Below are 25,093 nucleotides of genomic sequence, written 5' to 3'. Positions count from 1 at the left end.
ATCACTGTAAGTTTTGTTCTAATGGTTACTCTATCGACTTTATTTATAACAGTGTAGTTAGCTTTTGTTATTTGATATAACCATAAGCTATTAAAACTGAATAAAACTCAGGCTAATTAGTTAAATTTGTATCAATTACTCTTAACATGAAAAAAATTCAGACAAAAATGCCTGCTTTAAAAGCAGGCATTTCATTAATAAAAACGCATTTAGTACGAGATAATGATTACAGTGCTTTTAATACTTCATAAGAAGGTGCGAAGTAATAACTTCCTGTTACAGGTTTACTCATACGTAATAGGTCGTCATGTTTGCCGTCTAATTCACCGAACATACTCAATAGTTGTTGTTCAATATTATATAAACGACCACAGTAAGCTAAGAAATATAAACCGTGTTTACCGCTTGCAGTACCGTAAGGCAGGCTGTGACGTAGAATGGCTAACTCTTCACCATCTTCTTCAATCACAACACGAGAAACGTGAGATGTAACATTACGCTCAGATTCATCAAGTTCAACACTGTCTTTTTTAGTACGACCGATCATTTTTTCTTGGTCTGATTCACTAAAACGAGCCCATTTCTTCAGATTGTGTTCATAACGTTGAACTAAAACATAGCTACCACCAGCATCAACACCGTCATTAATCAGTGCAACGCCATAACGCTCATCATCTTGTGGATTTTCTGTACCATCAATAAAACCACTTAAATCACGTTCTTCTATCCAACGGAAACCATGGATTTCTTCTTCAACTTTGATTGCATCACCAAAAGCAGCAATTGCCGCTTGTGCTAATGAGAAATTCACATCATGACGCATAGATTGAATGTGAATAAGAAGATCACGCTGTGTTGCAGGCGCTAAACCTTTACCTAAAGGACGAAAAGGTTTCAGCTCTGGTGCGCTGTTTTCATCGGAAAGTTTTTTCCAAAGATCAGAGCCAAATGCAACAACTGCGCCTAGTGATGCATCAGGAAATTGTTTTTGTAAATCAGATAATGATTGCATGAATTTCTGGCACCCTTCACGCAGAGCTTCTAATTCACCTACAACCATTGCTTCAATAAAAAGACCAAATTTACTATGTGCGACTAAAATGCCACTTTGTGCATGAGACATATTGCTTTCCTAATCAATAATCAAAACACCTAGAATGATGTTAATTATATCGAATATTTTTTCCTGAAGATTTGCCTTTTAACAAAAATCGGACAGTCTGATTATAAAATCTTCCTTATTTTATAAGGAATAGCGTGAAGGCGATTTGTTCTGCCAAATAATTTGCGTTAATGTCCAGTTAGATAAAACTTCATCAGGTGGCATCAATCCATCAGGACCATCCCATTGACCACTAAAGACATAACTCACCGATTTAGCTTCTGTGGATTGGCATAAAATAGTTCTCAGTTTTTCATCTTTAGGGCCTTTGCTACATGCACCAAATGCTTTTTTATAGATATCTTTAAATGGTGTACCCATCGTTGTGCCCCAATCTGTCGTTGCTTTGGCATCAAAGACTTCTATTTTTTCAACAGTGCCTTTTTCTTTGCCATAGAAAGCCACTTGAACGTTCTTATCTTCGAGAGCTTGAACGACAACAATAATATCGCTACCTTGCATCTCCATGCCTTCACGATAATTGAAGCTACCACCTAGCTCATTTTTTATTTCACTTTCTGTTATTTTTGTTGAACTGGTGATATTTCCTAATCCATTGGCAGAAACAGTCAGCGTATTATTTGAAAACCAATTCATCGGATTTAGTGCAGAAAAAGACATTCCTCCCATGGATGAACAGCCACTTAATAGCAAAACACTTGTGCTTAAACACAAGGGTAACCAAAACTTAGGCATCATTTGTTTCTCCGTTAAACTTTTTCGTCACACATTAAAATAGATACTGAGGTTATTTAGCACACCTTATCTTACTCTTTGTATCACCTCAATCATCAGGCTAAAACAGTCGTGATAAGTCAGCATAACAAAATATCTACTGATTTTATCTTAGATAACCACATGAAAAGAAAGCCTAGTTACGACCATTAACAGAACATTTTGTTCCACAGAAAAGGTAATATCAGATTTTACGCATAAATTAAGGGGGGACAAACGTAAGAATAGTCACAAGGAAAAAAGAGATAAATAGAAAGTGGAAAAGAAATAACCCCTAAAAATCAGGGGCTTTAAATACAATTAGAGATCAAAATCCTGATCAACAATTAATCGCTTAGTATAAGTTGTGCTTTCTTGGTTTTGATCTTCATACAATAACTTCTCAAACATACAAATTGTTGCATCATTTTCTTCTGGTACAACTAATGTAATTTGAGGACAGCCTTTCGCTATCAGCTTTTTCTCTAATCGAGAGATCAATGCATTCGCAATGCCTCTTCCTCGAAAATCTGGGTGAACGCCTAAATAGTATAAAGAGCCACGATGACCATCGTAGCCTCCCATCACACTACCCACAATCTCACCAGCCACTTCCGCTATCAAAAATAAATCGGGTGAGTGGTTTAATTTTCTTTCAATATCAATTTCAGGATCGTTATCAGGCGATATCAAATCGCAACGCTCCCAAAGTGTAATAATTGCCTCAAAATCATCTTGGCGAAATACACGTATTTCCATGGTTTTGCCCATTATCGGTCATATAAATCTGAATTTATTATCGCTTGTTTGGTTTATGAATCAACTTGAAAATGAGAACATAGACAATATGGAGTTCTATTTTTAATAAATATGATAAAAATTGTAGGTTATTATGAATTTACCTGATATTCATCGCGTTAAAGAGTTTTTCTTATCACTACAAGATACGATTTGTCGCTCTCTTGAAAACATAGACCAAAAAGCCACTTTTCAGCAAGATAACTGGGAAAGAAAAGAAGGAGGTGGCGGTCGTACTCGTGTTTTAACCAATGGCGCTCTTTTTGAACAAGCTGGCGTTAATTTTTCGCATGTTTATGGTGACACATTACCAAAATCAGCCACTGCACATCGCCCTGAATTAGCAGGTCGTCGTTTTCAAGCTATGGGTGTTTCATTAGTTATTCACCCTCTTAACCCTTATATTCCGACTTCTCATGCCAATGTCCGTTTTTTTATTGCTGAAAAAGACGGTGAAGATCCCGTTTGGTGGTTTGGTGGTGGTTTTGACTTAACCCCTTACTATGGATTTGAAGAAGATGTTATTCATTGGCATAAAGTTGCTAAATCAGTTTGTACGCCTTTTAGTGAAGACTATTACCCTCGTTATAAAAAGTGGTGTGATGATTACTTTTATATTAAACACCGCAATGAACCTCGCGGTGTAGGTGGCCTTTTCTTTGATGATTTAAATACCCCAGATTTCGACCACTGTTTTGAGTTTGTCCAACATGTAGGCCTTGGTTATCTTGATGCCTATTTACCTATTGTTGAAAAGCGCAAATCAATACCTTGGGGAGAGCGTGAACGTCAATTCCAACTCTACCGCCGTGGTCGTTATGTTGAATTCAATTTAGTGTGGGATAGAGGTACATTATTTGGCTTGCAAAGTGGCGGCAGAACAGAGTCAATCTTAATGTCTATGCCACCTTTAGTTCGTTTTGAATATGATTACTCCCCTGAACCAAATACCCCAGAAGCAAAGTTATACAGTGACTTTTTGATCCCAAAAGAGTGGGTATAGAGAAAATAAATCATTAACGATAAAGCCACATTATAAATGTGGCTTTTTAATACTCGATTCTTATCAATCCATTGAAATTATTACATAAAAATATTTTTATTAAGACTTTTATCATTTTAATTATAACTTAAAGGTTATATTTTATATGCTATTTACTGCTATAATGGATTGAAGAATGTGGGTAGTCATAACAAAATTGCCTTTTGAAGAATGGTTTGAAGTTCAACCAAATTATCTTCAAGACGAAATATTAGCTGTTCTTTGTGTTCTTTGAGAAAATGGGCCTCTTCTTGGACGCCCTTATGTTGACACTCTTTCTGGATCAAAATTTATGAATATGAAAGAGTTAAGAATACAAGTTAAAGGTCAACCTATTAGAATATGTTTCGCATTTGATAATTCTAGGCAAGCAATTATCTTATGTGCAGGTAATAAGAAAGGTCGAAATGAAAAACAGTTTTACAATAATCTTATAAAAACAGCAGATGAACAATTTCGTATTCACCTATCAGAATTGGAGGAGTGATGGCAACTTTAGATGAAATGCTGGCAAAAAGAACACCAGATAGTCGTAAAATAATTGAAGCTAGAGTTAAAGAAATTCAGCGTGAACTCACATTAGCGAAAATACGAGAAGAACTACATATATCTCAAACCCAGTTAGCAACTTCATTAGGGATTAAACAACCAGCTATCACCAAAATGGAACGTGTTGATAATGACCTTAAAATTTCAACACTTAAACGCTATGTTGATGCGATAGGTGGCAAGCTTGCAATTGATATCATATTACCTAATGGTGAAAAAATAGCCCTGAATTTATGATAAATACAGGGTATTTAGTCAATTTTTAACTTGTCTTGTTTAATTAACTTTTAGCTAATTAAACAGAAAAGCCAGTAGCCCTGTGACTTTATTTTTATTTTCCCACCCTTCGGCTCTCATACAAGTATTGAAGTAATCTTTGCGTTCCCATTCATTCGCATCAGAGGGGAAAGAGGCTCCAGAATTAGGAATATCTTTACCATTTACACGCATTGGTGAAAATGATGGCTGACTTGAAGCCACATATCTCGCAGGATATCGCGCATTGGCTTCTTGCATACACATATTTTTAGCGATATCTAAAGGGGATGGTGTGCTGGTGTTTGCTTCCCATTTTTCAGGTGTTGCACAAGCAGAAAGCATAAAAATTGATGCGATAATAATCTTTTTTTTCAATGTAATAGCTCTTTAAAACGAATAAGAATCAATTGCATTTTAAACTATTATTTGAAAAATTAAATTAATTTTTTATGAAATACAAAAAAGCCACTAATAACTGTAATATTAAAATAACCCATTGAATTATAGGTATAAAAAAACCACATCAAAATGTGGCTTTTTACTTAAATAAGAAAGTAAATTATCTTATTTCGATTTCTTCAAGTGTGACATTAAACGCTTACGTTTACGCATTTGAGAAACGGTTAATTTATTTTTCTTATCCGCATAAGGGTTTTCGCCCTCTTTAAATTGAATACGGATCGGCGTACCCATAACTTGCAGAGTACGACGGAAATAATTCATCAAATAGCGCTTATAGCTATCAGGTAAATCAGTTACCTGATTACCATGGATAACCACAACAGGTGGATTATAACCGCCAGCGTGTGCATATTTCATTTTTACACGGCGTCCACGAACAATCGGTGGCTGATGATCATCTTCTGCCATCTTCATGATACGAGTCAGCATAGAAGTTCCTACACGACGCGTTGCACAGACATAAGCCTCTTGAATAGATTCAAAAAGATTACCCACGCCACTACCATGTAATGCAGAAATAAAGTGAACACGCGCGAAGTCAACAAAGCCCAGTTTAAGATCAAGCATTGCTTTAACTTGTTCGCGATCGTCTTGTGTCATGCCATCCCATTTATTGACAGCAATAACTAATGAACGACCGGCATTCAGGATATAACCTAATAATGAAAGATCCTGATCTGAAATACCTTCACGAGCATCAATAACCAGTAATGCAACGTTAGAATCTTCAATGGCTTGTAACGTTTTGATAACAGAGAATTTTTCTACTGTTTCTTTTACTTTACCGCGCTTACGAACACCCGCAGTATCAATGATGATATATTCTTTCTCATCACGTTCCATTGGGATATAGATACTATCACGCGTTGTACCCGGCATATCGTAAACAACCACACGATCTTCACCAAGCATACGGTTTGTCAGTGTTGATTTACCAACATTAGGACGACCAACAATCGCTAATTTTACTGGTAATGTAGAAGGATCGAAGTCGTCTTCTTCCTCTTCTAATGCTTGTGCTTCTTGTTCTGCTTCTAAAGCAGCCCAATAAGCCGCATTCTCTTCTTCTTCAGTCAGCTCTAGCTCTTCTTCCACCACTTTACCTGTAATTGGTAATAGTGCTTGTTCAATCAGTTGAGCAACACCACGACCATGGGATGCCGCGATAGGGAAGATTTCACCTAAACCTAAAGAGTAAAAATCAGCTAATGCAGTATCAATATCGATACCGTCAGTTTTATTCGCAACTAAATACGTTTTCTTCTCAACACCACGAAGGTGTTTTGCGATACCTTGGTCTGCTGGCATCAAACCCGCGCGTGCATCAACTAAAAACAGTACGATGTCGGCTTCTTGAATAGCCTGTAGCGATTGTGATGCCATATGGGTTTCAACACCCTCTTCAGCACCATCAATACCACCGGTATCAATAATAATAAATTCTTCGCCTTCTAACTCTGCTCGACCATATTTACGGTCACGGGTGAGGCCTGGAAAATCAGCAACTAATGCGTCTCTTGTGCGTGTTAGTCGATTAAATAACGTGGATTTACCCACGTTAGGGCGCCCTACTAAGGCAATAACGGGTATCATTTTTTGATGCCTCATAAAAATACAATCACGAACCTGATTGTATTTTACATGTAATTACTAAAAAGACGAAACGGCTCCTTTAAAGGAGCCGTAAAATAAATAGATTTGTCAGCAATTAATTACCGACTATAAAGATAAAGCTTACCGTCACGAGCTTGGATCATCAGTTTATCTTGTACCGCTTGAGGGCGGCTTAATAAGCCTGAACTGTTCACTTGGTTTTGTGCAATAAATTTACCTGTGCTGGTATCAATCCAATGGAGATAACCTTCTGCATCACCAACCACTAAATAGCCATCAAAAATAGCTGGAGCAGTTAAATTGCGATGCAATAAATCTTCTTGTGTCCATAATGTCACACCATCAGATTTACGAACAGATAAAACTCTGTCATTTTGGTCAACAAGGTAAAGATTATCACCTAATAGCACCATATCATTGACTGAACCTAAATCGCGTTTCCAAAGAATTTGTCCAGAACGCATATCAAGGCTAACTAAATTACCGTTATACGCCATTGCATAAACGGTATTTTCATCAATGATCGGTGTGATATCCACATCACTTAATCGGCTAATTTCAGTAGAGCCTTTAATTTGTGAAATATTTTGTTGCCAAATTAATTGTCCTTGAGAAAGAACAACTGCACTGACACGACCATTATCTGCACCAATGATAGCCGCACCATAAGCGACAGCAGGTGCAGACTCACCACGCAGAGATAATGATGGAGTATCTAAGTTAATAGTCCACGAAATCTCACCCGTTAATAAGTCAAGTCCTTGCAACATGCCGTTACTGGTATGAATAAGTACTAAACCATCACTAACAACAGGTTTTGAAATGGCTTCACCAGCAACATCAGCTTCCCAATCAATGGAGCCATCCTCAACGTTCAGTGCATATACTTTCGCTTTTTCAGTTCCCACAAAAACGCGAGTACCTGAAACGGTTAATCCACCAGAAAGTAATGCAGACTCATTGGATGAAAGAAAACCCGTTTTAATAGAGAGATCTTGTGACCAAAGCTCTTTACCTGTTTCTACCTCTAATGCTTTAACTAAACCATGGCGATCAGCGACATAAACAACTGCGCCATCCCATGTTGGTGACAAGTGAGAATAGTATTTACCAATACCATTTCCAACTGATTTGTCCCAAACAGCTCTAGGTGTAAATTGGCTCTGCACCTCAGGCAATGGAGACATTGTCACATTATCCTGTTCACTAGAACATCCTGCCAACAAAGCAGATGCTAGTAGACCAACCAGGAGAGTTTTACGCAGTTGCATGTCTGAAGATCCCTTTAATTGGATAAATTATTGAGTTTAAGTTCAACCAGTGAGCGAATAGCACCCGCATTTTCATCAGTTAATGCGCTACGATAAGCGGTTGTTGCACCTGCGTTATCGCCTTTTTTCGCTAAGACATCACCACGGATATAATTTTTCATTCCATTCCATGCTTTGCCTTTCACTTGCTCTAACGAAACTAAAGCAGCATCTGTTTTATCTAATGCTAATTGTACGCGAGCTAAACGAAGATTAAGCATATCTGCAAATGCATCATTTTTTACTTTTGCCACAGCATTAGTTAGATGACGTTCACCATTGACTAAATCATTAGCATCGATAGCGATTTGGGCTAACTCTAACGAAGCTAAAGCGCCATAGATATCATTTGTATCGGTAACAAATTTTTCAGCTAATGCAATATTTTCAGGTGTAGGCTTAGCAAGTGCCTCACTGACTGTTGCAAAAGCACCCGCACTTTCTTGCAGACGATTTGTTTGATGCGATTGCCAGTATTTCCAACCAAACACACCACCAAAACCAATAACCGCAGCTAAAACGATAGTTAAACCGTAATTTTTTACAAACTGTTTAATTGCATCAACTTGTTCGTTTTCGGTGCTATAAACTTCCACAAGTCTCTCCTTAACCTAATAACAGAGTCAATTGCTGAGCGAGCTCATTGCGAGCAACGATTGTTTGTTCCCCTGAACGCAAATCTTTCACTGCAACAGTGCCGGCATTAATTTCATCTTCGCCTAAAATCAGCGCAATTTTAGCGCCTTGTTTATCAGCTCGCCCTAACTGCTTTTTAAAGTTACCATTACCGTGATTCGTCATTAAACGTAATGTTGGTAATTGATCGCGAATTTCTTCAGCCAGCATTAATGCTGCGCTTTGGCTCTTATCGCCAAATGAAGCAAGATAAACATCAGCCACATTGGTATCTGCAACAAATTCAGGGTTAACCGCTTGAACTAATAAGATCATGCGCTCCATACCCATAGCAAAACCAACTGCTGGTGTTGGATGTCCACCAAGTTGCTTCACAAGACCATCATAACGGCCACCCGCACACACAGTTCCTTGTGAACCTAATGCGCTAGTTACCCATTCAAAAACCGTACGGTTATAATAGTCTAAACCACGAACTAAACGCTGATTAACACGATATGTAATACCGACAGCATCTAATAAAGCACAAAGACCATCAAAGTGCGCTCTTGATTCGTCATCAAGATAATCGAAAAGTTCAGGCGCATCATTCAATAAAGTCTGAATTTCTGGATTTTTTGAGTCTAAAACACGCAATGGGTTAGAATACATACGACGTTTGCAGTCTTCATCTAACTTATCAACATGCTGCTCTAAGAAAGCCACTAACGCTTCACGATAATTAGCACGCGCTTCCAATGAACCAATAGAGTTAAGTTCTAATGTTACGTGCTCTGCGATACCTAACGCTTTCCACCAGCGCGCAGTTAACATAATTAATTCCGCATCAATATCTGGACCTTGTAGACCAAACACTTCAGCACCTAACTGGTGGAATTGACGATAACGACCTTTTTGAGGACGCTCATAACGGAACATTGGTCCTAAATACCATAAGCGTTGTTCTTGGTTATAAAGTAAACCATGCTCGATACCTGCGCGAACACAACCTGCTGTATTTTCTGGGCGTAATGTCAGGCTTTGGGCATCTTCACCACGATCGGTAAAAGTATACATTTCTTTTTCAACAACATCGGTCACTTCGCCAATTGCTCGCTGAAATAGAGGGGTATGCTCTACGATAGGTGTTCTGATTTCACTAAAGCCGTAACCCGCTAAAATTTGTTTTAGCGTATTTTCAATTTTCTGCCATACACGAGTGTCAGCAGGTAGATAGTCGTTCATACCACGAATGGCTTGGATTTTTTGTGCCACTTTTCTTCTCTAATAGTTATTAATTGATTGTTAGGCTGATTATAGAAGCGAAATCAATCAGTATTCAATGTGAAATCAATAGTAAAACTGGCTCATTGATTAATGAGCCAGTTTTTTGAGTATTATTTGTCCAATTGATTTATATTTATACGCATACTGTCATCAAGCATTGATGCCTTAGCGCGAATTTTCGCTTCTAATAAATCAATCATATTAACGTTATCAAGACGCTCTTTTTGTCTCACGCCATCTTCATAAAAACCACTGCGTGTTTTAGCGCCCGTTACACCTAACGTTGAAACTTCAGCTTCACCTGGTCCATTAACCACACAACCAATAATGGAAACATCCATAGGTGTGATGATATCTTCCAGACGCTGCTCTAATTCATTGACTGTTCCAATGACATCAAATTCTTGGCGTGAACACGTTGGACAAGCAATAAAGTTAATTCCGCGAGAGCGAATACGTAAGGATTTGAGAATATCAAAACCTACTTTAACTTCTTCAACCGGATCTGCAGCTAATGAAATCCTTAATGTATCGCCGATACCTTCTGATAATAAGATCCCAAGACCAATCGCAGATTTAACCGATCCTGCTCTTGCACCCCCCGCTTCAGTGATCCCAAGATGCAGTGGCTGATCTATTTTTTTCGCTAATAAGCGGTATGAATCAACAGCAAGGAAAACATCAGAAGCTTTTACACTGACTTTAAACTGTTCAAAATTCAGCTTATCAAGGATATCTACATGGCGCATTGCTGATTCAACTAATGCTTCTGGTGTTGGCTCGCCGTATTTCTCTTGAATATCTTTTTCAAGTGAACCGCCGTTTACACCAATACGGATAGGAATATTGTTATGACGAGCGCAATCAACGACTTGGCGAATACGCTCTTCACTACCAATATTACCCGGATTGATACGTAAACAATCAACGCCATATTCAGCGACTTTTAATGCAATACGGTAATCAAAGTGAATATCAGCAACTAAAGGTACATTAACTTGCTGCTTAATTAATTTGAATGCTTCCGCAGCATCCATTGTCGGTACAGAAACGCGAACAATATCCACCCCTACACGTTCCAGAGACTTTATCTGGCGAACAGTCGCTTCTACGTCTGTCGTTCGTGTATTCGTCATCGACTGTACCGCGATAGGAGCACCATCGCCAATAGGTACATTACCCACATAAATTCGTGTCGATTTGCGACGAATAATAGGTGATTCTTTATGCATTGATTAATTCTCCCATGCTTCCATGCTTGCTCAAATGTGTAGTCAGATTAAGCGCTCGGCACTGTTATTTTTGCTATTTTTCCAGTAAAACGGCTTAAATCAACTGATTCACCATTAAACTGTAAGCGGGTAACAGAAGGTGCGCCTATTTTTAGTTTATAAGGTTGCTCACCATCAAATTCCAAACGATCACCCGCTTTCTTAATACCATTAAATAAGACTTTATTTTGAGCATTACGAACTTCTAACCAACATTCACCATCAAACATAAGAACCAATTGATTCGCAATAGCCGGAGCTTCTGATGAGGTGGATTCTTGTGCTGAATTTGCACGAGAAGTTGTTGATGTTGTTAGAGGTGATACAGGTAATGGAACCGTTCTCACTTCTGTTGGTGCTGGTGACGTCGTTTCAGTCGTTGGCGATATAGCGACATTATTTGCCTGATTATCAGCTAATGGCGACGCAGGTACTTGTAAATTATCACCTTCAGATGTTGACGTATTATCTAAGGTTGCTAAAGGAGAATCTATCGTGTTGGTGTTTTCTTGAGTACTGTTTTGCCCTATGTCTTGAGATGCCATAGAGACTAATTCTTGTTGATCAGCCTGATGACCTTGCCACCACCAAACACCGACAAGAGCAACCATAACAATCAAAATCACCCATGTGAGTTTCATCAGCCAACCTTCACGTTTTTTATGACGTTTGCCTAATGAATAATTTTGTGTGGTTGTCATTCTAATTTGTTTGACAGGAGCTTGTTGGTCGATAAAACCAAGGATGTCTTTTTCAGGAACGCCGACTAATTTAGCGTAAGAACGCATATATCCGCGTAAAAATGTTGGTGCAATATCAGAAGAAACGGAGTCTGTTTCAATTTCGCGAACTGTCGATAACTTCAAACAAAGTCGATCAGCAACAGTTTGTTGTGTTAGCCCCACCTTTTCTCGTGCCTGGCGTAAAAGTTGACCTGCTGTTAATTTCACTTCTTCGGTTTTGTTTTCAGTATTCATTAGCAATCTAGGCACTGTGGCTATTGGATGTTTAACATTGATGAACTCGCAAAAGCACAAAGTACCTTAACGTATCACCGCGAATTTTTTGATATTTTATTATCACTTTGCTGACAGACCAAATAATCTGGCGGTATATCCTCAATTAACACACTATTATTGTTTAATAGTTTTTGTTCACAAAGGAAATTACCATAAAGCCTTAATACATTAACATTTACTGGCTTCGAGTTCATCGCTAATTTGTAATAATCTAACGCTTGAATAGAATTTCCCAATAACTGCGATGTTAACGCCATTCCTAAATTTGCATCGGAGTGATTTGGCATCACCGATAACACTTTTTGGAAATGATATTGCGCTATTTGATATTGTCTTTCAGCTAAATAAGCATCACCTAATTGTAAACGTGTAGACACTGCAACACGCTCTTGATTGGCTGATGATTGACAACCGAGTGTCAATAACATCAAGCCAATAGTTATAACTACTGATGATATCCTTATCATCGTCATATTCCTTAAATAAATTCATCCTTGTTCTCTCTACATCGTAATTATGTAATACACTTCACAAAGAAAGAGATATCCAACTGTATCAGACTGCTTTTACTGAAATTAGTTCACCTTGTTGGCGTTTTTTCAGTGTGCGTTTTGTACGGTCAATAACATCACCCGCTAATTGCCCACAAGCCGCATCGATATCATCGCCACGCGTTTTACGTACAATCGTCGTAAAGCCATATTCCATTAATACTTTAGAGAAACGGTCAATTCGGCTATTAGAACTACGTCCGTATGGCGCACCTGGGAACGGGTTCCATGGAATTAAGTTAATTTTACATGGCGTGTCTTTTAAAAGTTCAGCTAATTGATGAGCTTGATCTGTGCTGTCATTAATATGATCAAGCATGACATACTCAATAGTCACTCGCCCTTGGTTCGCATTTGATTTAGCAATATAGCGGCGAACACCTTCAAGAAACATTTCAATATTATATTTCTTGTTAATTGGAACGATCTCATCACGAATTTCATCAGTTGGTGCATGTAATGAAATGGCTAAAGCTACATCAACCGCATCACCTAGTTTATCTAATGCAGGTACAACACCTGATGTAGAAACAGTGACTCGACGTTTAGATAGACCAAAACCGAAATCATCCATCATGATTTCAAGTGCTGGAATAACATTATTTAAATTCAGTAATGGCTCACCCATTCCCATCATAACAACGTTAGTAATAGGACGACGGCCTGTCTCTTTTAATGAGCCAATAATTTTAGCGGCACGCCAAACTTGCCCAATAATTTCAGACACTTTCAAGTTACGGTTAAAACCTTGCTGTGCAGTTGAACAGAATTTGCACTCTAAAGCACAACCAACTTGTGAAGAAACACATAATGTTGCGCGATCATCTTCTGGGATATACACAGTTTCTACTTGTTGATCACCAACTTTAATTGCCCATTTAATCGTGCCATCTGTTGAACGTTGTTCTTCAGAAACTTCAGGTGCTTTAATTTCAGCAATTTCTTTTAATTTATTGCGTAACACCTTGTTGATATCTGTCATTTGATCAAAATCGTCATAACAGTAGTGGTACATCCACTTCATAATTTGGTCAGCACGAAAAGGTTTTTCGCCCATAGAGACAAAAAGCTCACGCATCTGTTTACGATTTAAATCTAACAGATTAATTTTAGTTTTTTGATTCACAGTATTTTCTTTAGAAACAGCGACAGAAGCGCTTGGCGCTGGGGTGGTAGATTGGGTCATGACATTGCCTCGTTGTTACACTATGCGGCCTGCATTAGCATTGATGCTAATGGGATACTTATATATTTGTATAATTAAACAATAATAAAAAACGCCCTGTTAATTATCAAACAGGGCGTCGCATTGTACTGTTTTTCGCGTAGAGATGCTAATAAATTAGCGCGCGCAAACTTCGTTTTCAGTGAAGAAGTATGCAATTTCGCGAGCAGCAGAAGCTTCTGAATCTGAACCGTGTACCGCATTTTCAGTAAAGCTATCAGCGTAGTCAGCACGTAATGTACCCGCTAATGCGTTGTCTGGATTAGTTGCACCCATCAGATCACGGTGACGTTGGATCGCGTTTTCGCCTTCTAACACTTGAACCATGATTGGGCCCGAAGTCATAAATTCAACTAAACCGTCAAAGAAAGGACGGCCTTTGTGTTCTTCATAAAAGCCTTCAGCTTGTTCGCGCGTTAAATGCAGCATTTTAGCACCAATAATGCTAAAGCCTGCGCTTTCAAAACGGTGATAGATAGCACCGATAACATTTTTTTTCACTGCGTTTGGTTTGATAATAGAAAATGTGCGCTGAATAGCCATGTCTTACCTCTAAATTATTTTATTAATGATAACTTTTGTTATCTCTTTTATCGCAGATCATGGAAAAACGAATCAAAAACCGCATTCCCTGCAAAAAATAGTGCTCGATTATAGGAGGATAAAAATGAATTGCACAGATTGAATATCCTTTTTTTTTAAAAAACTGTGGCAAAAAAGTTATAAATTATCGATCTAATCACATTTTTGACGGTTTCCATGTTCAAACTTGAAAATAAGAATAAAAAAAGAACCGAAATGAAACACAATAAATAGTCTCTTTATCTTTATCGGAAAAACTATTTTAGTGAAAAATCACTCAGTTCTCGTTTATTTTATCGTTTTAGTTTAACGAAATATAAAATTAACCATATCCGTTTGACCACTTAGATCAAGCACTGAAAGTTGGTATTTACCTCGTTTCTCTAATAAATAAGAGAATGTTTCTCCGTTTTCTGTTTTACCTATTTGCTCACCATTTAAAAACCACCATTGCATACCACTTCCACCTTGCGTAGAAACGGTTATTTCAAGATTAGTTTCGCCGGGTAATGGCCTTAATAAATCACCAGCGCGGATACCCGAGATAAACAGAGGAATGATATCTTCTTTAATTGGTGGGCAAGTGTCAGAAATCGGCGGCAGTCGTTTTGCTCTGCGCTCTTTTTCAGGTAACCATGCTTCTAATGCTATCGGCCATAAAGCGATATCTTTTAACTCTGCATTAGGGCAATTAGGTCCCGTGCGTTTACCTTCATTATCTAACCAAATTTTTTCGTTGATCCCCAAAATACCTTCTTGGCTATCATTTAACAAAGTTGGCGGAATGGTATTATCTAAGATCCAGCTTCGACGACTGACTCTACAGTTGCTATCTTCTTTAGGTAATGCCTTACCTGTCGGCCAGCAGATAGTGGCTGCTGTTACACTGCTAGGGCGTAAATCTGTTGGTGGTCTTTGTTTATTTTGATAGAAGTAACCCGTTAATAAGTTATTAACCTGATTCATAATAGGGACGGCTGTCGCAAAACCAAACTGCCCTGCAACAGGTGTCCCATCGGGTCTACCTACCCAAACACCAATGGTATAGCGCGCATTCACACCAATAGACCATGCATCACGATAGCCATAACTTGTCCCTGTTTTCCAAGCTAAAGGAACAACGGGTGAAATTGCGCTATCAGGGCGAGGTCTGGCTTCCCCGGCTAAGATGCGTCTAATAATCCATGCTGCTCCTTGAGACATCAACGCTCGGTCTTCTATTATTTGTTCTGGTTTAAAACGTAACGGTGCTGTTTTCCCTTTCCTTGCTAATGCGCTAAAGGCAGAAACAAGCTCATCCATTCGCGTCGCTGTTCCCCCTAAAATCAGTGCTAAATTTGGCTCAGAACCATAAGGGAATCGCATTTCAAGATGATTATGACGTAATTTTGCCGCAAATTTCTTCGCACCATACACTTCGATAAGTTGTACCGCTGGCAAATTTAAAGAGCGACTTAATGCTTCACTGGCACTAACCGCACCATTAAAATCGGAGTCAAAATTGCCGGGGCGATAATTATCAAATCGACGAGGAACATCTTGTAAGAGTGATTCCGCATGAATAAGCCCTTCATCTAATGCAAGTGCATAAATAAATGGCTTTAATGTTGAACCTGGCGAGCGCCATGCACTGATCATATCGACATGACCAAAGCGCGAATTGTCATTAAAATCGGCAGAGCCAACATACCCCTTCACACTCATATCCGTATGATCAACAACTAAGATAGCTAAGGATGTTTTATCCGCTAATTGGTACTTCCATTGATTAGCAATATCTTCGAGTTGTCGTTGAATATTGATATCAATCGTTGTTGTAATAACAGGCTCTCGCTTTTCGTTATACATACGACGAGCCAGTAATGGCGCTAATTGTGGTGTTTGTCTTGGTGCTAATAAAACCTGTTCTTCCTTGATTTCATCAACTTTTTCTTGTGGCCATATTTGATATTCTGCCAGTCTATCTAATACTTTATCCCGAGCAGCTTGAGCGCGTTCAGGGTATCTATCTGGCCGTAAACGGCTTGGTGCTTGTGGTAACACCGCCATTAAAGTCGCTTCTCCTGCAGATAAATCAGCGGGTGATTTACCTAAATAAGCCCAGCTTGCCGCACCAATACCTTCTAAAGTACCACCAAAGGGTGCTCTATTGAGGTAAATCTCCAGAATTTCATCTTTTGAGTAATACCACTCTAATTGCAAGGTCCGCCAAAGCTGTTTGATTTTACCTCCTAAAGTACGGGAGTGGGGATCAATAAGGCGCGCCACTTGCATTGATAGCGTACTTCCACCTGACACAATTCTTCCTGAGCTTAGGTCTTGCCATGCTGCCCGTAATATCGCCATCGGATTAACACCAGGATGTTGATAAAACCAGCGATCTTCATAAGTAATTAAGGCTTCTAAATATTCAGGAGAGACATCAGTGAGTTTGACATGATAACGCCATACCCCTTCTTTATCAGCAAAGCGCCAAAGAGGTGTACCATCTTGCGCTGTAACAATAGTCGCAATTTGAGGTTCAGGATCAGGAAGGGGCCAAATTTTATCTGCGATCCAGACTAAAATAGGCATCGCTAGCAAAAAAATAATGATAACAGCAATAAGCCGTTTATATCCTAGTTTCATTCAATCACTCAAAGGAAAAAGCCCTTTCCGAAGAAAGGGCTACAAGACTTAAGGAACAACGTCAATCTTGGTTTCTGTTGATCCTATTGCACGCCAGTAAGGCACATACATAGATTCAACTTGTGGTGGTGGTACTTGATAGCTACCCGGTGTTACTGCTCTTGCTAAATAGAGCAATGTTGTTGGGCGATATTTATCAACAGAGATAGCAGCAACAAATCTATCATCACGGTATTCGAGATGTTTGATATTGGCTTGTCCCATATCGTCGATAAATTCCTGCAAGTCTGCTGCACTATCACTTAAGCTTGCACTGCTTGATGCTAAGTTTTGGTTTTCGATTTCAAGACCCGCAGGTAATAAATCAACAACTAATGCATCAGGCACGTCTCTATCAGCAGAAACTTCCAGTTTAACCACCAGCATTTCACCACTTTGTAAGCGATTAGGATGAACGCGGTTTCCTTTCAAATCATAGTAACTACGATGAACATTTAATACATTACTATAAGGAGCAGGAGCAACTTTCGGATAACCCACGATATTCATACGAGAATAAATCGCAGCGCCACCACGGTTATTTAGCTCTAAGCCTTCTTGTAATTGTGCTGATGTTAATGTCTCATTGACTGCACGATCGCTACTGATTGCAGGGACTTGACGATTAACAGCGACTTCCCAAGGCTGTTCTGCCATATTAATAAAGAAGCGTCCAGCAAGGTATAACGAGTTACTTTCTTGGGTTGAGAACCATTCACGGCTTGTTAAGTTATCAGATAGTGCAATCACACTTGCATCACGAGATTGTGTTTCAAGGTTATTTTCGCTTAACAGTGCAATAATTAATGCTTGGTCACGAATGGTGCTACCGTAATCACCCAATCCATAATTATATTTACGTGTTGTTGTTACACCTTCAGCAATCAAGCTTTCAGCGCGGCTGCTATCACCCATTAATTTTAATGCGATACCCAACTGAACTAAAGCTAAGCCACTTCCAGCTTGATTACGCTCAAGATAGAGACGACGTAATTCACCTAAAGGTGCTTTTTGCTGATTTGCTAAGACTAATGCAGCATAAGCCCTTGCTGAGAATCGTGCTGCATCTTGGTTAACTGCATATTCATAGTTAACTAAGTTTTTATCTTGTAAATAACGTAATAAACGATCGTTCGCACGTTTTAATGGATCAGCAGGAACTGAGTAACCTTGTTGTGACGCACGGAATAAGAAGTCGGTCGCATACGCAGTTAACCAATATTCTTCACGCCCACCTTGATCCCATAAAGAGAACCCACCTTCTGATTTTTGCATCGTCAGCAGATGAGCAATACCTTTCTCAATAGCTACTTTTCTATCAGCATCAGTTTGCGTTTTAATTCCCAACTGTTTCAACTCTTTTTCTGTTGAATACAGTGAAGGATAAAGCCCACTAACTGTTTGTTCTAAGCAACCATAAGGATAAGCAAACAGCTCTCTAACATAGCGTGCCACCTGCAACGGAGGACGACTTGTCAGTAATAATTCACCTTCAAGCGTTGAGCTATTAAAGCGACTTAAAATTTCTGATGGTAAACGCCAAGTATCACCATCTTGCAATGTACTTGCATAGTGAATAGTTTCTGCTGGGAATGCAGGGCGAACACCAATATTCCATGTATTATGGTAAGGTTTAATCTCTTCACCCGGTACTTTAATACCATAAATAGACAGTGAGAATTCACCTTGTCCAAAGCCATGTTTCGCTTTTACTGGGATCTGAATTTGAGTACGTTCACCTTTCGTTAGCGAGACAGTTTTGCTTTCAGCGCCGCCTAATCCCACCAAACCTGAAGCGGTATAATTTAAGGTAATAGATTGAGCGTCGTCCGTTAGATTAGTTAAATCTAAAGATAAAAGTGCATTATCACCACCAGCCATAAAGCGAGGTAATGAAAGCTGAGTCACTAACGGGGCAGCAATAACAACTTTACCTTCTTGGCTGCCAAATTTATCCGCAGTCCAAGCTTGCGCCATTAAACGAACTTCACCATTAAACTCAGGGATAGGTAAAGAAACTTCACCCTCACCTTGTGCATTTAATTTTACTGGAGCCGTTTGTTGAGCAATGATTTGCACATCAGTTAACGGTTTTTTACCACCACGAGATAATGCAGCTGCTTCACCACCATCACCGCCAAAGCGCAAGTTAGCTAAACGCCCTTGCCCTTCAATTAATTGCCCGTAAACATCATATTGGTCGATGCTATAACGTTTACGACCAAAGAAAGCATCGTAAGGATCTGGCGTTTTATACTCTGTGATGTTTAAAACACCAGTATCAACCGCAGAAACCAATACATTAATATTTTCAGGTAATGGCTGACTTACAACTGGATTCGCTTTAATACGGATTTTTAAATCTTGGTTAGGGCGAATTTTTTCCGGTGCATCAAGTGAAATATCAATACGACGGTTTTTATCCTGCAATGGTAAATGCAAAATACCCACAGCACGTTTTACTGTCGCCTGTTTTGACGTATCTCCCGGTCTTACGACAACAGAAGTCAGATAGAGATCATGCCTTGCCCACTCTTTATTAATAGGCACTTCAACATCAAGCCCTTTTTCTGGCACATCAATTTCTTGCCACCATAAAGGCCCATTACTTGATTCTAGTAACACATAACCTTTACCCGGATGAGGTGCAACGATGTTTAACTTAACTTTTTCACCCGGTAAATAACCTTCTTTATCCAGTTTAAGCTTAACTTGGTCTGGTCTTACCGCACCTGTTCCACCCGTATTATCCATCCAAGAATAACCTGCCCAGAAACGTAGGCTACTGACTAATTCTGTTTTAGGATCGACAACTTCGATACGATAAGAGCCCCATTCAACAGGGAATGCCACTTTTGCAGTGCCATCTTTTGCAATCTTGATTGTTTGCTCATCCATTTGCAGATCTTTTTCGTTATAGCCAGATTCCCAGCCATTAGAACTAGACCAACGCCAGTAATAATCATGACGTTCATAGATAAACTTCACTTTAAGATCGTTAGCAGGTAGTTTCTTACCATCTTGGTCTGTATAGACAATTTCAAATTCAGCCATTGAATTTTCATCAACGCTATAACCTGATTTATATTTGTCCGTCCGATAGTCATAGACTTCTTTTTTAGGGAAGACTGGGCGAATACCAGCAAGATGAGTGGCAGGCCAAACAGCTTGTTGATAACGGCGAGTAACAGGGCGTCCGCCAGCTTCAAGTAAACTTGCTTGTAAAATAATATTGATAGGTGATTTCAGCTCTTCATAGCGTTCACTATCAACATTCACTCCACCTTCACCATCAGAGTCTAAATTAAGTTCAAACTCATCCAGTAAACGGCTGAAGTTTTCATCTTTTACAGCACCAAATTCATAGCCCGGTAATTTACTGACAGCTTCACGAGAGGCTTTTAAGAAAACTTGCCCTTGTAAGCGATTATCGGCAGCTGGTGCGCCATAAAGATAGCGACCCTTAATGTCAAAATAAGCGTCATTACCGCTTAGTATAATTCCTTTCTTACCCGTGATTTCTAATGCCATACGTTCTGGCATAAAATCTTCGACCTGAAACTCATAGAAACGAGGAGTACCATCGCCTACATCAAAACGTAAGGTACGTGTACCCGTATTTTCATCCGCAGGAATAACTAATTTTAATTGGTAAAGTCCGTTCTCTGGTTGCCAAACAAAACTACGAGAAACTTGCCCGTCTGTTTTAAGTAGATCAACTTTAACAGGTTGCTCTTTAATAGGATTACCATCACCATCACGTAGCAATGCATTAACGATTAATGTTTCACCGGGACGATAGAGATCGCGAGGACCAAAAGCAAAAAATTGTTTGCTATAACCTTGTGGTCCACCAATATCAAACTCAGAAAGATCAAGCGCAGGTTTACGCAAATCAATCATACTGGTTTGCCCATCACGAATAGCCATTAATAAACGTGCTTTATCACTTTTCTCAAGTGTGGCATGTCCTTGACTATCGGTTTGCGCTTTAGAAATCAAGCCACCTTTTTCATCTAACAGGCGAATTTCTACTTTATCTAACGCAGAACCATTTTTAAGTGATTGGGTGAAGATATCTAACGTATCAAGATAACTGTGCATTGACAGCCCGATATCACTAAATGTGAATACTGTTGCTGGCACTGTATAAGAGTATTTACCCGCTTGTTGCATAACCGCAATGTAGGCACCTTCTTTTTTTAAGGCATCTATCGATTTTAGCGGTAACAATACGTTTTCACGGGTATTTGTTTCTGTGTTTAATTCGAAGCGACCGGTATAAACCAAATCAGCTTGGGATAGAAACTCATCTGATTCCCAATAATTAATATTGGAACGACTTTCCCATTGCGTTAAGAATTGAGCGAGTTGCTCATCTTTAACACGGAAAAAGTTTACGTCAACTTGCCCCACATTTAACGCAGTAATCGGTAGGCCTTCAGCTGCTTCAAGTGGCAATAACGATCCTTTACTGGTAAAGCCAACAGATGGGAAAATTTCTTCTGTCGTAAATTTTTGGCTAAAAGGTGTCGTTAATGTACGTTCATTAATACCTTTGATTTTTTCATCAATTGTTAAGTTTAATTCTGTTGATGGAGGTAAATGGCGGAAACGCAATTCCATTAAGTTATCAGATAACTCCCACGCACCTTCTAATTTCCCTTTTTTGGTATCAACAAGATGAATAACATCATCAAACTTTTGGTCAGGATCAAGTGGTACAGAGAAAGTCACAACCATAGTACTCGCACCATCACGTTGTAACTCTGATGCATCTAATACGGTGACTTCTTTGCCTGCAAAACGCATTGCCAACTCATTACGGACTTCTTTGCTTTTTAATGCAGTTTCGTTATTCGTTTTTGTTGTAACTGCAGGTTTTTCGCTTGTTTGAGTTGCGGTATCTGATGTGCTCTGAGCAGTGTCTTTTTGCTCGGCAACTTGTGTATTTTGCGTCTTATCCACAGATGATGTGTTTTCATCTGCTTTGTCATCACAGCCCATAAGAGCTAATGCTGATGCCAATACAACAGCAAGAGAGCTCCAACGATAACCTCTCTTTTCTGTATATTGTCTAAACTGGTTTTGGTTCATATCCATTTCCTTTAATTCAACCCCTGAATAATGCGATGTTTTATGCAGGCAGAGATAATATATGTATTTCTTCATTCTAATAAGATAAAAAATAACGAGATTAGCTATTTTTTATCGCGTAAAACAAAATAATTTACAACACGAAATCACCTTATTTTTACTTTAAAAACAAAGCCTATCTAAAACAAAGCGTTATATAAAAATGCAAACGATTTGCTAATTTAGTCAATTTTCTATTATAAGGTAAAAAAAAGCGATATCTGATGAGATATCGCCTAAATTTAGAGGGCTGAATTAACTATCCAGATTAACTATCGGGATACCTTTTCTTAAGAATCCTCCAAGTTTGCGTTGATAAAAAGGTGATACATGGTGGATCATAAAATGACTTACACCTTTTTCATCTTTATCCACAAAGCAAAAATCTAGTGATTGCCCTTCTTCTAAATATTCAAAAGCTGATTCAGCCGCTTGAGGGAGTATTTGCGCAATCGCCTCTTCTTCACCCGTTATTTCTAAACCAATAAGATAAAACGACTCTTCATTATCTTGCTCCTGAGCATTAACAATAAAGGCACGGCGGATCGGTTTATGTTCACCAAAAAACTCGCTAAGTGCGGTTGTTAATTCTTCAGGTTGTGGCTCTAGAACGCTTAACTTTAAAGAAGAACCTTCAACAGAAACAATTTCTTGTGTCTCAAATTGTTCAGATACACCCATTACAAACTCCAAATCAAATAACGTTTATTATTTTGCTTTTGCTAATAACAGATTCGCGATAGAACGCACACCGTAACCCGTAGCACCTGCTGCCCATTGTTCTACAGAAGATTTTCTGTACGTTGCTGAACAATCAATATGTACCCAACCTTTTTTGTAGTCAGTCACAAAGTGCGATAAGAATGCAGCAGCTGTACTTGCACCCGCAGTATGAGAAGGTGCGGCAATATTATTTAAATCAGCGAAGCTAGAAGGTAATTGGCTACGATGGAAATCGGCTAATGGCAGACGCCAGAACAATTCATTTTCTTGTTCAGCACTAGTCAGTAACTCTGCTGCTAATTTATCATCAAAGCTCAATACAGAGTGGTAATCATTACCTACTGCAACTTTAGCAGCACCTGTTAATGTTGCTGCATCGATAATCAACTCTGGTGCAATATTGCTTGCATCAATTAAACCATCCGCTAAAACTAAACGGCCTTCAGCATCGGTATTCATGATTTCAACTGATTTGCCATTACGGTAACGGATAATATCACCTAATTTAAAGGCATTACCGCTGACCATGTTATCTGCAATGCACAGCAGTAGTTTTACGCGTTTATTTAAACCACGAGTAACCGCTAATGCTAAAGCACCCGCTAACGTTGCTGCACCACCCATATCGGCTTTCATTGAATTCATAGATGATGAAGGTTTGATGCTATAACCACCTGAATCAAAAGTAATACCTTTACCGACTAAGCAAGCAAATACAGGAGCATTACTATCTTTGGTTGGGTTGAAATCTAATGCTAAATAGACAGGGTCACGAGAAGAGCCGCGACCAACTGTATAGATACCTGCATAGTTTTGATCGCGTAGATCAACGCCTTTGGTGATCTTATAGCTAATGTCTTCTTTATCAAGACCACAGAAAAGATCAACCGTGCGTTGTGCCAGTTGTTCTGGTCCTAATTCTTCTGCTGGTGTATTGATGGTATCTCTAACCCAATCAACGATGCGAATACGTGATTCTAGTTCGTGTTTATCAGCATCATTTAATTGTGGCCATTCGATTGAACGAGCGCCTTTAGGTGCTCTAAAACCTAACCAGAAAGCCCAACTACGTTCTAAATCCCAGCCGTCGCCAACAAGTGCAACATTACGAATGCCTTGACTATCAACTTTACGTCCACCGCGCTGAATAGCGCCTAAACGGTTTTCTTCCGTTAAGTGGATTGTCATGCCGGTTTCGCTAGTGCTAATTAGTGCTTTTTCACCCCAACATGCAGCAGCAGGTTCATTTGACAGCATGATAGGCATAATTTGTTTATTCATTTATTGTCTCACTTATTATTACTGGTGGCAGTTAACCTATTCAGACTACCAGATATTTAGCGTTTAGCGTGATCAATTTACTGCAAAAACCAAGAGGTCACCATTATCATCCAGTGATCTTCCGTATTTACATGATATTCCTCGAAGAAGATCGCATAACAAAATATCTCTACTCCCCTCTTTATGGTTATTTTTAAATCACTGACAAGGTGGAATGTAAAAGGTCATAATGCAAAAAGACCGGCAATAAGCCAGTCTTTTAAGTTTACGGTGTCGTCAATTATTCAAATTCATCAAGCCAAACAAGTAAAATAGCTTCAAGAATTTTTTCATTGGATTTCTGTGGATCATCATCAAAATCTTCTAAATCACAAATCCACTGATGCATATCAGTAAAGCGTACTGTTTTAGGATCAGTGTCAGGGTAAAGATCAAATAACGCTTCCCCTATTTCACGCGTGTCACTCCATTTCATGCTCGACTCCTAAAATTAATGCTCTCTTGCGTGGTTAATCGAATATTTAGGGATCTCAACAACTAAATCTTCGTCAGTCACTTTTGCTTGGCAACTTAAGCGGCTTTCAGGCTCTAAACCCCACGCTTTATCTAACATGTCGTCTTCAAGCTCAGAGCTCTCTTCTAGTGAATCAAAACCTTCACGCACTACACAGTGACAAGTTGTACATGCACAAGACATTTCACAAGCATGTTCAATCTCGATACCGTTGCGTAATGCGACATCTAGAATAGACTCACCTTCTGTTGCGTCAACAACAGCACCTTCAGGGCACAGTGTGCTATGGGGTAAAAATACAATTTTAGGCATA

General features: G+C 39.0%; 21 protein-coding genes and 1 pseudogene. 3 read left to right on the top strand and 19 right to left on the bottom strand.

The annotated features are described in order from the left end of the window. Positions 1-226: 226 nt before the first annotated feature. The 3 genes from AB4J89_RS00405 to AB4J89_RS00395 all read right to left on the bottom strand — a co-directional run bounded on the left by AB4J89_RS00405 (position 227) and on the right by AB4J89_RS00395 (position 2,635). Complete coding sequence (locus AB4J89_RS00405) at positions 227-1,123, bottom strand: Dyp-type peroxidase (protein ID WP_075670506.1); 897 nt, start codon at positions 1,121-1,123, stop codon at positions 227-229. A gap of 120 nt (positions 1,124-1,243) precedes the next feature. Further along, positions 1,244-1,861 carry an RpoE-regulated lipoprotein gene (locus tag AB4J89_RS00400; protein WP_368467726.1) on the bottom strand — a complete coding sequence of 206 codons (618 nt, stop codon included), beginning with the start codon at positions 1,859-1,861 and terminating at the stop codon, positions 1,244-1,246. A 336-nt stretch (positions 1,862-2,197) separates the two neighbouring features. Beyond that, positions 2,198-2,635: a GNAT family acetyltransferase gene (locus AB4J89_RS00395; RefSeq protein WP_075670504.1), complete on the bottom strand. Its 438-nt coding sequence runs from the start codon at positions 2,633-2,635 to the stop codon at positions 2,198-2,200. A 133-nt stretch (positions 2,636-2,768) separates the two neighbouring features. On the opposite strand from AB4J89_RS00395, the gene hemF reads away from it, so the two are divergent. The 3 genes and pseudogenes from hemF to AB4J89_RS00380 all read left to right on the top strand — a co-directional run bounded on the left by hemF (position 2,769) and on the right by AB4J89_RS00380 (position 4,502). Continuing rightward, the gene (gene hemF, locus AB4J89_RS00390; protein WP_088495066.1) at positions 2,769-3,677 is read left to right on the top strand and encodes an oxygen-dependent coproporphyrinogen oxidase; all 909 of its coding nucleotides are present in this window, start codon (positions 2,769-2,771) and stop codon (positions 3,675-3,677) included. 289 nt (positions 3,678-3,966) lie between these two features. Further along, a pseudogene (locus tag AB4J89_RS00385) lies at positions 3,967-4,203 on the top strand (type II toxin-antitoxin system RelE/ParE family toxin); the annotation flags it as partial. After that, positions 4,203-4,502, top strand: coding sequence for a helix-turn-helix domain-containing protein (locus AB4J89_RS00380; protein WP_088495064.1), 300 nt, complete (start codon positions 4,203-4,205; stop codon positions 4,500-4,502). The pseudogene AB4J89_RS00385 and the gene AB4J89_RS00380, both read left to right, overlap by 1 nt. Positions 4,503-4,556: 54 nt before the next feature. On the opposite strand, the gene AB4J89_RS00375 is transcribed toward AB4J89_RS00380, so the two are convergent. From AB4J89_RS00375 to fdx, 16 genes are all read right to left on the bottom strand, one after another. Then, on the bottom strand, positions 4,557-4,898 hold the full coding sequence (locus AB4J89_RS00375; protein ID WP_227718986.1) for a hypothetical protein: 342 nt from the start codon (positions 4,896-4,898) through the stop codon (positions 4,557-4,559). A gap of 189 nt (positions 4,899-5,087) precedes the next feature. Next, entirely contained in the window at positions 5,088-6,578 is a 1,491-nt protein-coding gene (der, locus tag AB4J89_RS00370) for a ribosome biogenesis GTPase Der (RefSeq protein ID WP_075670500.1), read from the bottom strand. Between the two features lie 119 nt (positions 6,579-6,697). Continuing rightward, positions 6,698-7,870: an outer membrane protein assembly factor BamB gene (bamB, locus tag AB4J89_RS00365; RefSeq protein WP_088495063.1), complete on the bottom strand. Its 1,173-nt coding sequence runs from the start codon at positions 7,868-7,870 to the stop codon at positions 6,698-6,700. Between the two features lie 14 nt (positions 7,871-7,884). Further along, complete coding sequence (locus tag AB4J89_RS00360; protein WP_088495062.1) at positions 7,885-8,505, bottom strand: tetratricopeptide repeat protein; 621 nt, start codon at positions 8,503-8,505, stop codon at positions 7,885-7,887. Positions 8,506-8,515: 10 nt separating this feature from the next. Next, positions 8,516-9,799, bottom strand: coding sequence for a histidine--tRNA ligase (gene hisS / locus AB4J89_RS00355; protein ID WP_075670494.1), 1,284 nt, complete (start codon positions 9,797-9,799; stop codon positions 8,516-8,518). 122 nt (positions 9,800-9,921) lie between these two features. Then, positions 9,922-11,043, bottom strand: a complete 1,122-nt coding sequence (gene ispG / locus AB4J89_RS00350) for a flavodoxin-dependent (E)-4-hydroxy-3-methylbut-2-enyl-diphosphate synthase (protein WP_088495061.1) — start codon at positions 11,041-11,043, stop codon at positions 9,922-9,924. Between the two features lie 47 nt (positions 11,044-11,090). Next, positions 11,091-12,059, bottom strand: a complete 969-nt coding sequence (rodZ, locus tag AB4J89_RS00345; RefSeq protein ID WP_270753955.1) for a cytoskeleton protein RodZ — start codon at positions 12,057-12,059, stop codon at positions 11,091-11,093. Between the two features lie 74 nt (positions 12,060-12,133). Next, positions 12,134-12,568, bottom strand: a complete 435-nt coding sequence (locus AB4J89_RS00340; RefSeq protein WP_088495059.1) for a hypothetical protein — start codon at positions 12,566-12,568, stop codon at positions 12,134-12,136. Between the two features lie 88 nt (positions 12,569-12,656). Beyond that, positions 12,657-13,838 (bottom strand): bifunctional tRNA (adenosine(37)-C2)-methyltransferase TrmG/ribosomal RNA large subunit methyltransferase RlmN, encoded by a 1,182-nt coding sequence (locus AB4J89_RS00335; protein ID WP_023581631.1) that lies wholly within the window; start codon positions 13,836-13,838, stop codon positions 12,657-12,659. Between the two features lie 156 nt (positions 13,839-13,994). Next, positions 13,995-14,420: a nucleoside-diphosphate kinase gene (gene ndk, locus AB4J89_RS00330; RefSeq protein ID WP_023581630.1), complete on the bottom strand. Its 426-nt coding sequence runs from the start codon at positions 14,418-14,420 to the stop codon at positions 13,995-13,997. Positions 14,421-14,765: 345 nt separating this feature from the next. Beyond that, complete coding sequence (pbpC, locus tag AB4J89_RS00325) at positions 14,766-17,087, bottom strand: peptidoglycan glycosyltransferase PbpC (protein WP_368467720.1); 2,322 nt, start codon at positions 17,085-17,087, stop codon at positions 14,766-14,768. Between the two features lie 48 nt (positions 17,088-17,135). Then, positions 17,136-22,229 (bottom strand): alpha-2-macroglobulin, encoded by a 5,094-nt coding sequence (locus AB4J89_RS00320; protein WP_368467718.1) that lies wholly within the window; start codon positions 22,227-22,229, stop codon positions 17,136-17,138. 288 nt (positions 22,230-22,517) lie between these two features. After that, positions 22,518-22,943 carry an enhanced serine sensitivity protein SseB C-terminal domain-containing protein gene (locus AB4J89_RS00315; protein WP_088495056.1) on the bottom strand — a complete coding sequence of 142 codons (426 nt, stop codon included), beginning with the start codon at positions 22,941-22,943 and terminating at the stop codon, positions 22,518-22,520. A gap of 27 nt (positions 22,944-22,970) precedes the next feature. After that, the gene (gene pepB, locus AB4J89_RS00310; RefSeq protein ID WP_088495055.1) at positions 22,971-24,266 is read right to left on the bottom strand and encodes an aminopeptidase PepB; all 1,296 of its coding nucleotides are present in this window, start codon (positions 24,264-24,266) and stop codon (positions 22,971-22,973) included. Between the two features lie 280 nt (positions 24,267-24,546). After that, positions 24,547-24,741 (bottom strand): Fe-S cluster assembly protein IscX, encoded by a 195-nt coding sequence (gene iscX, locus AB4J89_RS00305; protein WP_006533441.1) that lies wholly within the window; start codon positions 24,739-24,741, stop codon positions 24,547-24,549. Positions 24,742-24,756: 15 nt separating this feature from the next. Then, positions 24,757-25,092, bottom strand: coding sequence for an ISC system 2Fe-2S type ferredoxin (fdx, locus tag AB4J89_RS00300; RefSeq protein WP_006533442.1), 336 nt, complete (start codon positions 25,090-25,092; stop codon positions 24,757-24,759). Between the last annotated feature and the right edge of the window lies 1 nt (position 25,093).

This window comes from Proteus sp. STS61-E, assembly GCF_040932335.1.
Lineage (GTDB): Bacteria > Pseudomonadota > Gammaproteobacteria > Enterobacterales > Enterobacteriaceae > Proteus > Proteus mirabilis_B.
This window is presented reverse-complemented; position numbering and strand designations above follow the sequence as displayed.

Excerpts from the sequence above, each read along its gene's own strand:
- AB4J89_RS00405 (WP_075670506.1), bottom strand. The coding sequence starts at position 1,123 with ATGTCTCATGCACAAAGTGGCATTTTAGTCGCACATAGTAAATTTGGT.
- AB4J89_RS00400 (WP_368467726.1), bottom strand. The coding sequence starts at position 1,861 with ATGATGCCTAAGTTTTGGTTACCCTTGTGTTTAAGCACAAGTGTTTTG.
- AB4J89_RS00395 (WP_075670504.1), bottom strand. The coding sequence starts at position 2,635 with ATGGAAATACGTGTATTTCGCCAAGATGATTTTGAGGCAATTATTACA.
- hemF (WP_088495066.1), top strand. The coding sequence starts at position 2,769 with ATGAATTTACCTGATATTCATCGCGTTAAAGAGTTTTTCTTATCACTA.
- AB4J89_RS00380 (WP_088495064.1), top strand. The coding sequence starts at position 4,203 with ATGGCAACTTTAGATGAAATGCTGGCAAAAAGAACACCAGATAGTCGT.
- der (WP_075670500.1), bottom strand. The coding sequence starts at position 6,578 with ATGATACCCGTTATTGCCTTAGTAGGGCGCCCTAACGTGGGTAAATCC.
- bamB (WP_088495063.1), bottom strand. The coding sequence starts at position 7,870 with ATGCAACTGCGTAAAACTCTCCTGGTTGGTCTACTAGCATCTGCTTTG.
- ispG (WP_088495061.1), bottom strand. The coding sequence starts at position 11,043 with ATGCATAAAGAATCACCTATTATTCGTCGCAAATCGACACGAATTTAT.
- rodZ (WP_270753955.1), bottom strand. The coding sequence starts at position 12,059 with ATGAATACTGAAAACAAAACCGAAGAAGTGAAATTAACAGCAGGTCAA.
- AB4J89_RS00340 (WP_088495059.1), bottom strand. The coding sequence starts at position 12,568 with ATGATAAGGATATCATCAGTAGTTATAACTATTGGCTTGATGTTATTG.
- AB4J89_RS00335 (WP_023581631.1), bottom strand. The coding sequence starts at position 13,838 with ATGACCCAATCTACCACCCCAGCGCCAAGCGCTTCTGTCGCTGTTTCT.
- ndk (WP_023581630.1), bottom strand. The coding sequence starts at position 14,420 with ATGGCTATTCAGCGCACATTTTCTATTATCAAACCAAACGCAGTGAAA.
- pbpC (WP_368467720.1), bottom strand. The coding sequence starts at position 17,087 with ATGAAACTAGGATATAAACGGCTTATTGCTGTTATCATTATTTTTTTG.
- AB4J89_RS00320 (WP_368467718.1), bottom strand. The coding sequence starts at position 22,229 with ATGGATATGAACCAAAACCAGTTTAGACAATATACAGAAAAGAGAGGT.
- AB4J89_RS00315 (WP_088495056.1), bottom strand. The coding sequence starts at position 22,943 with ATGGGTGTATCTGAACAATTTGAGACACAAGAAATTGTTTCTGTTGAA.
- pepB (WP_088495055.1), bottom strand. The coding sequence starts at position 24,266 with ATGAATAAACAAATTATGCCTATCATGCTGTCAAATGAACCTGCTGCT.
- iscX (WP_006533441.1), bottom strand. The coding sequence starts at position 24,741 with ATGAAATGGAGTGACACGCGTGAAATAGGGGAAGCGTTATTTGATCTT.
- fdx (WP_006533442.1), bottom strand. The coding sequence starts at position 25,092 with ATGCCTAAAATTGTATTTTTACCCCATAGCACACTGTGCCCTGAAGGT.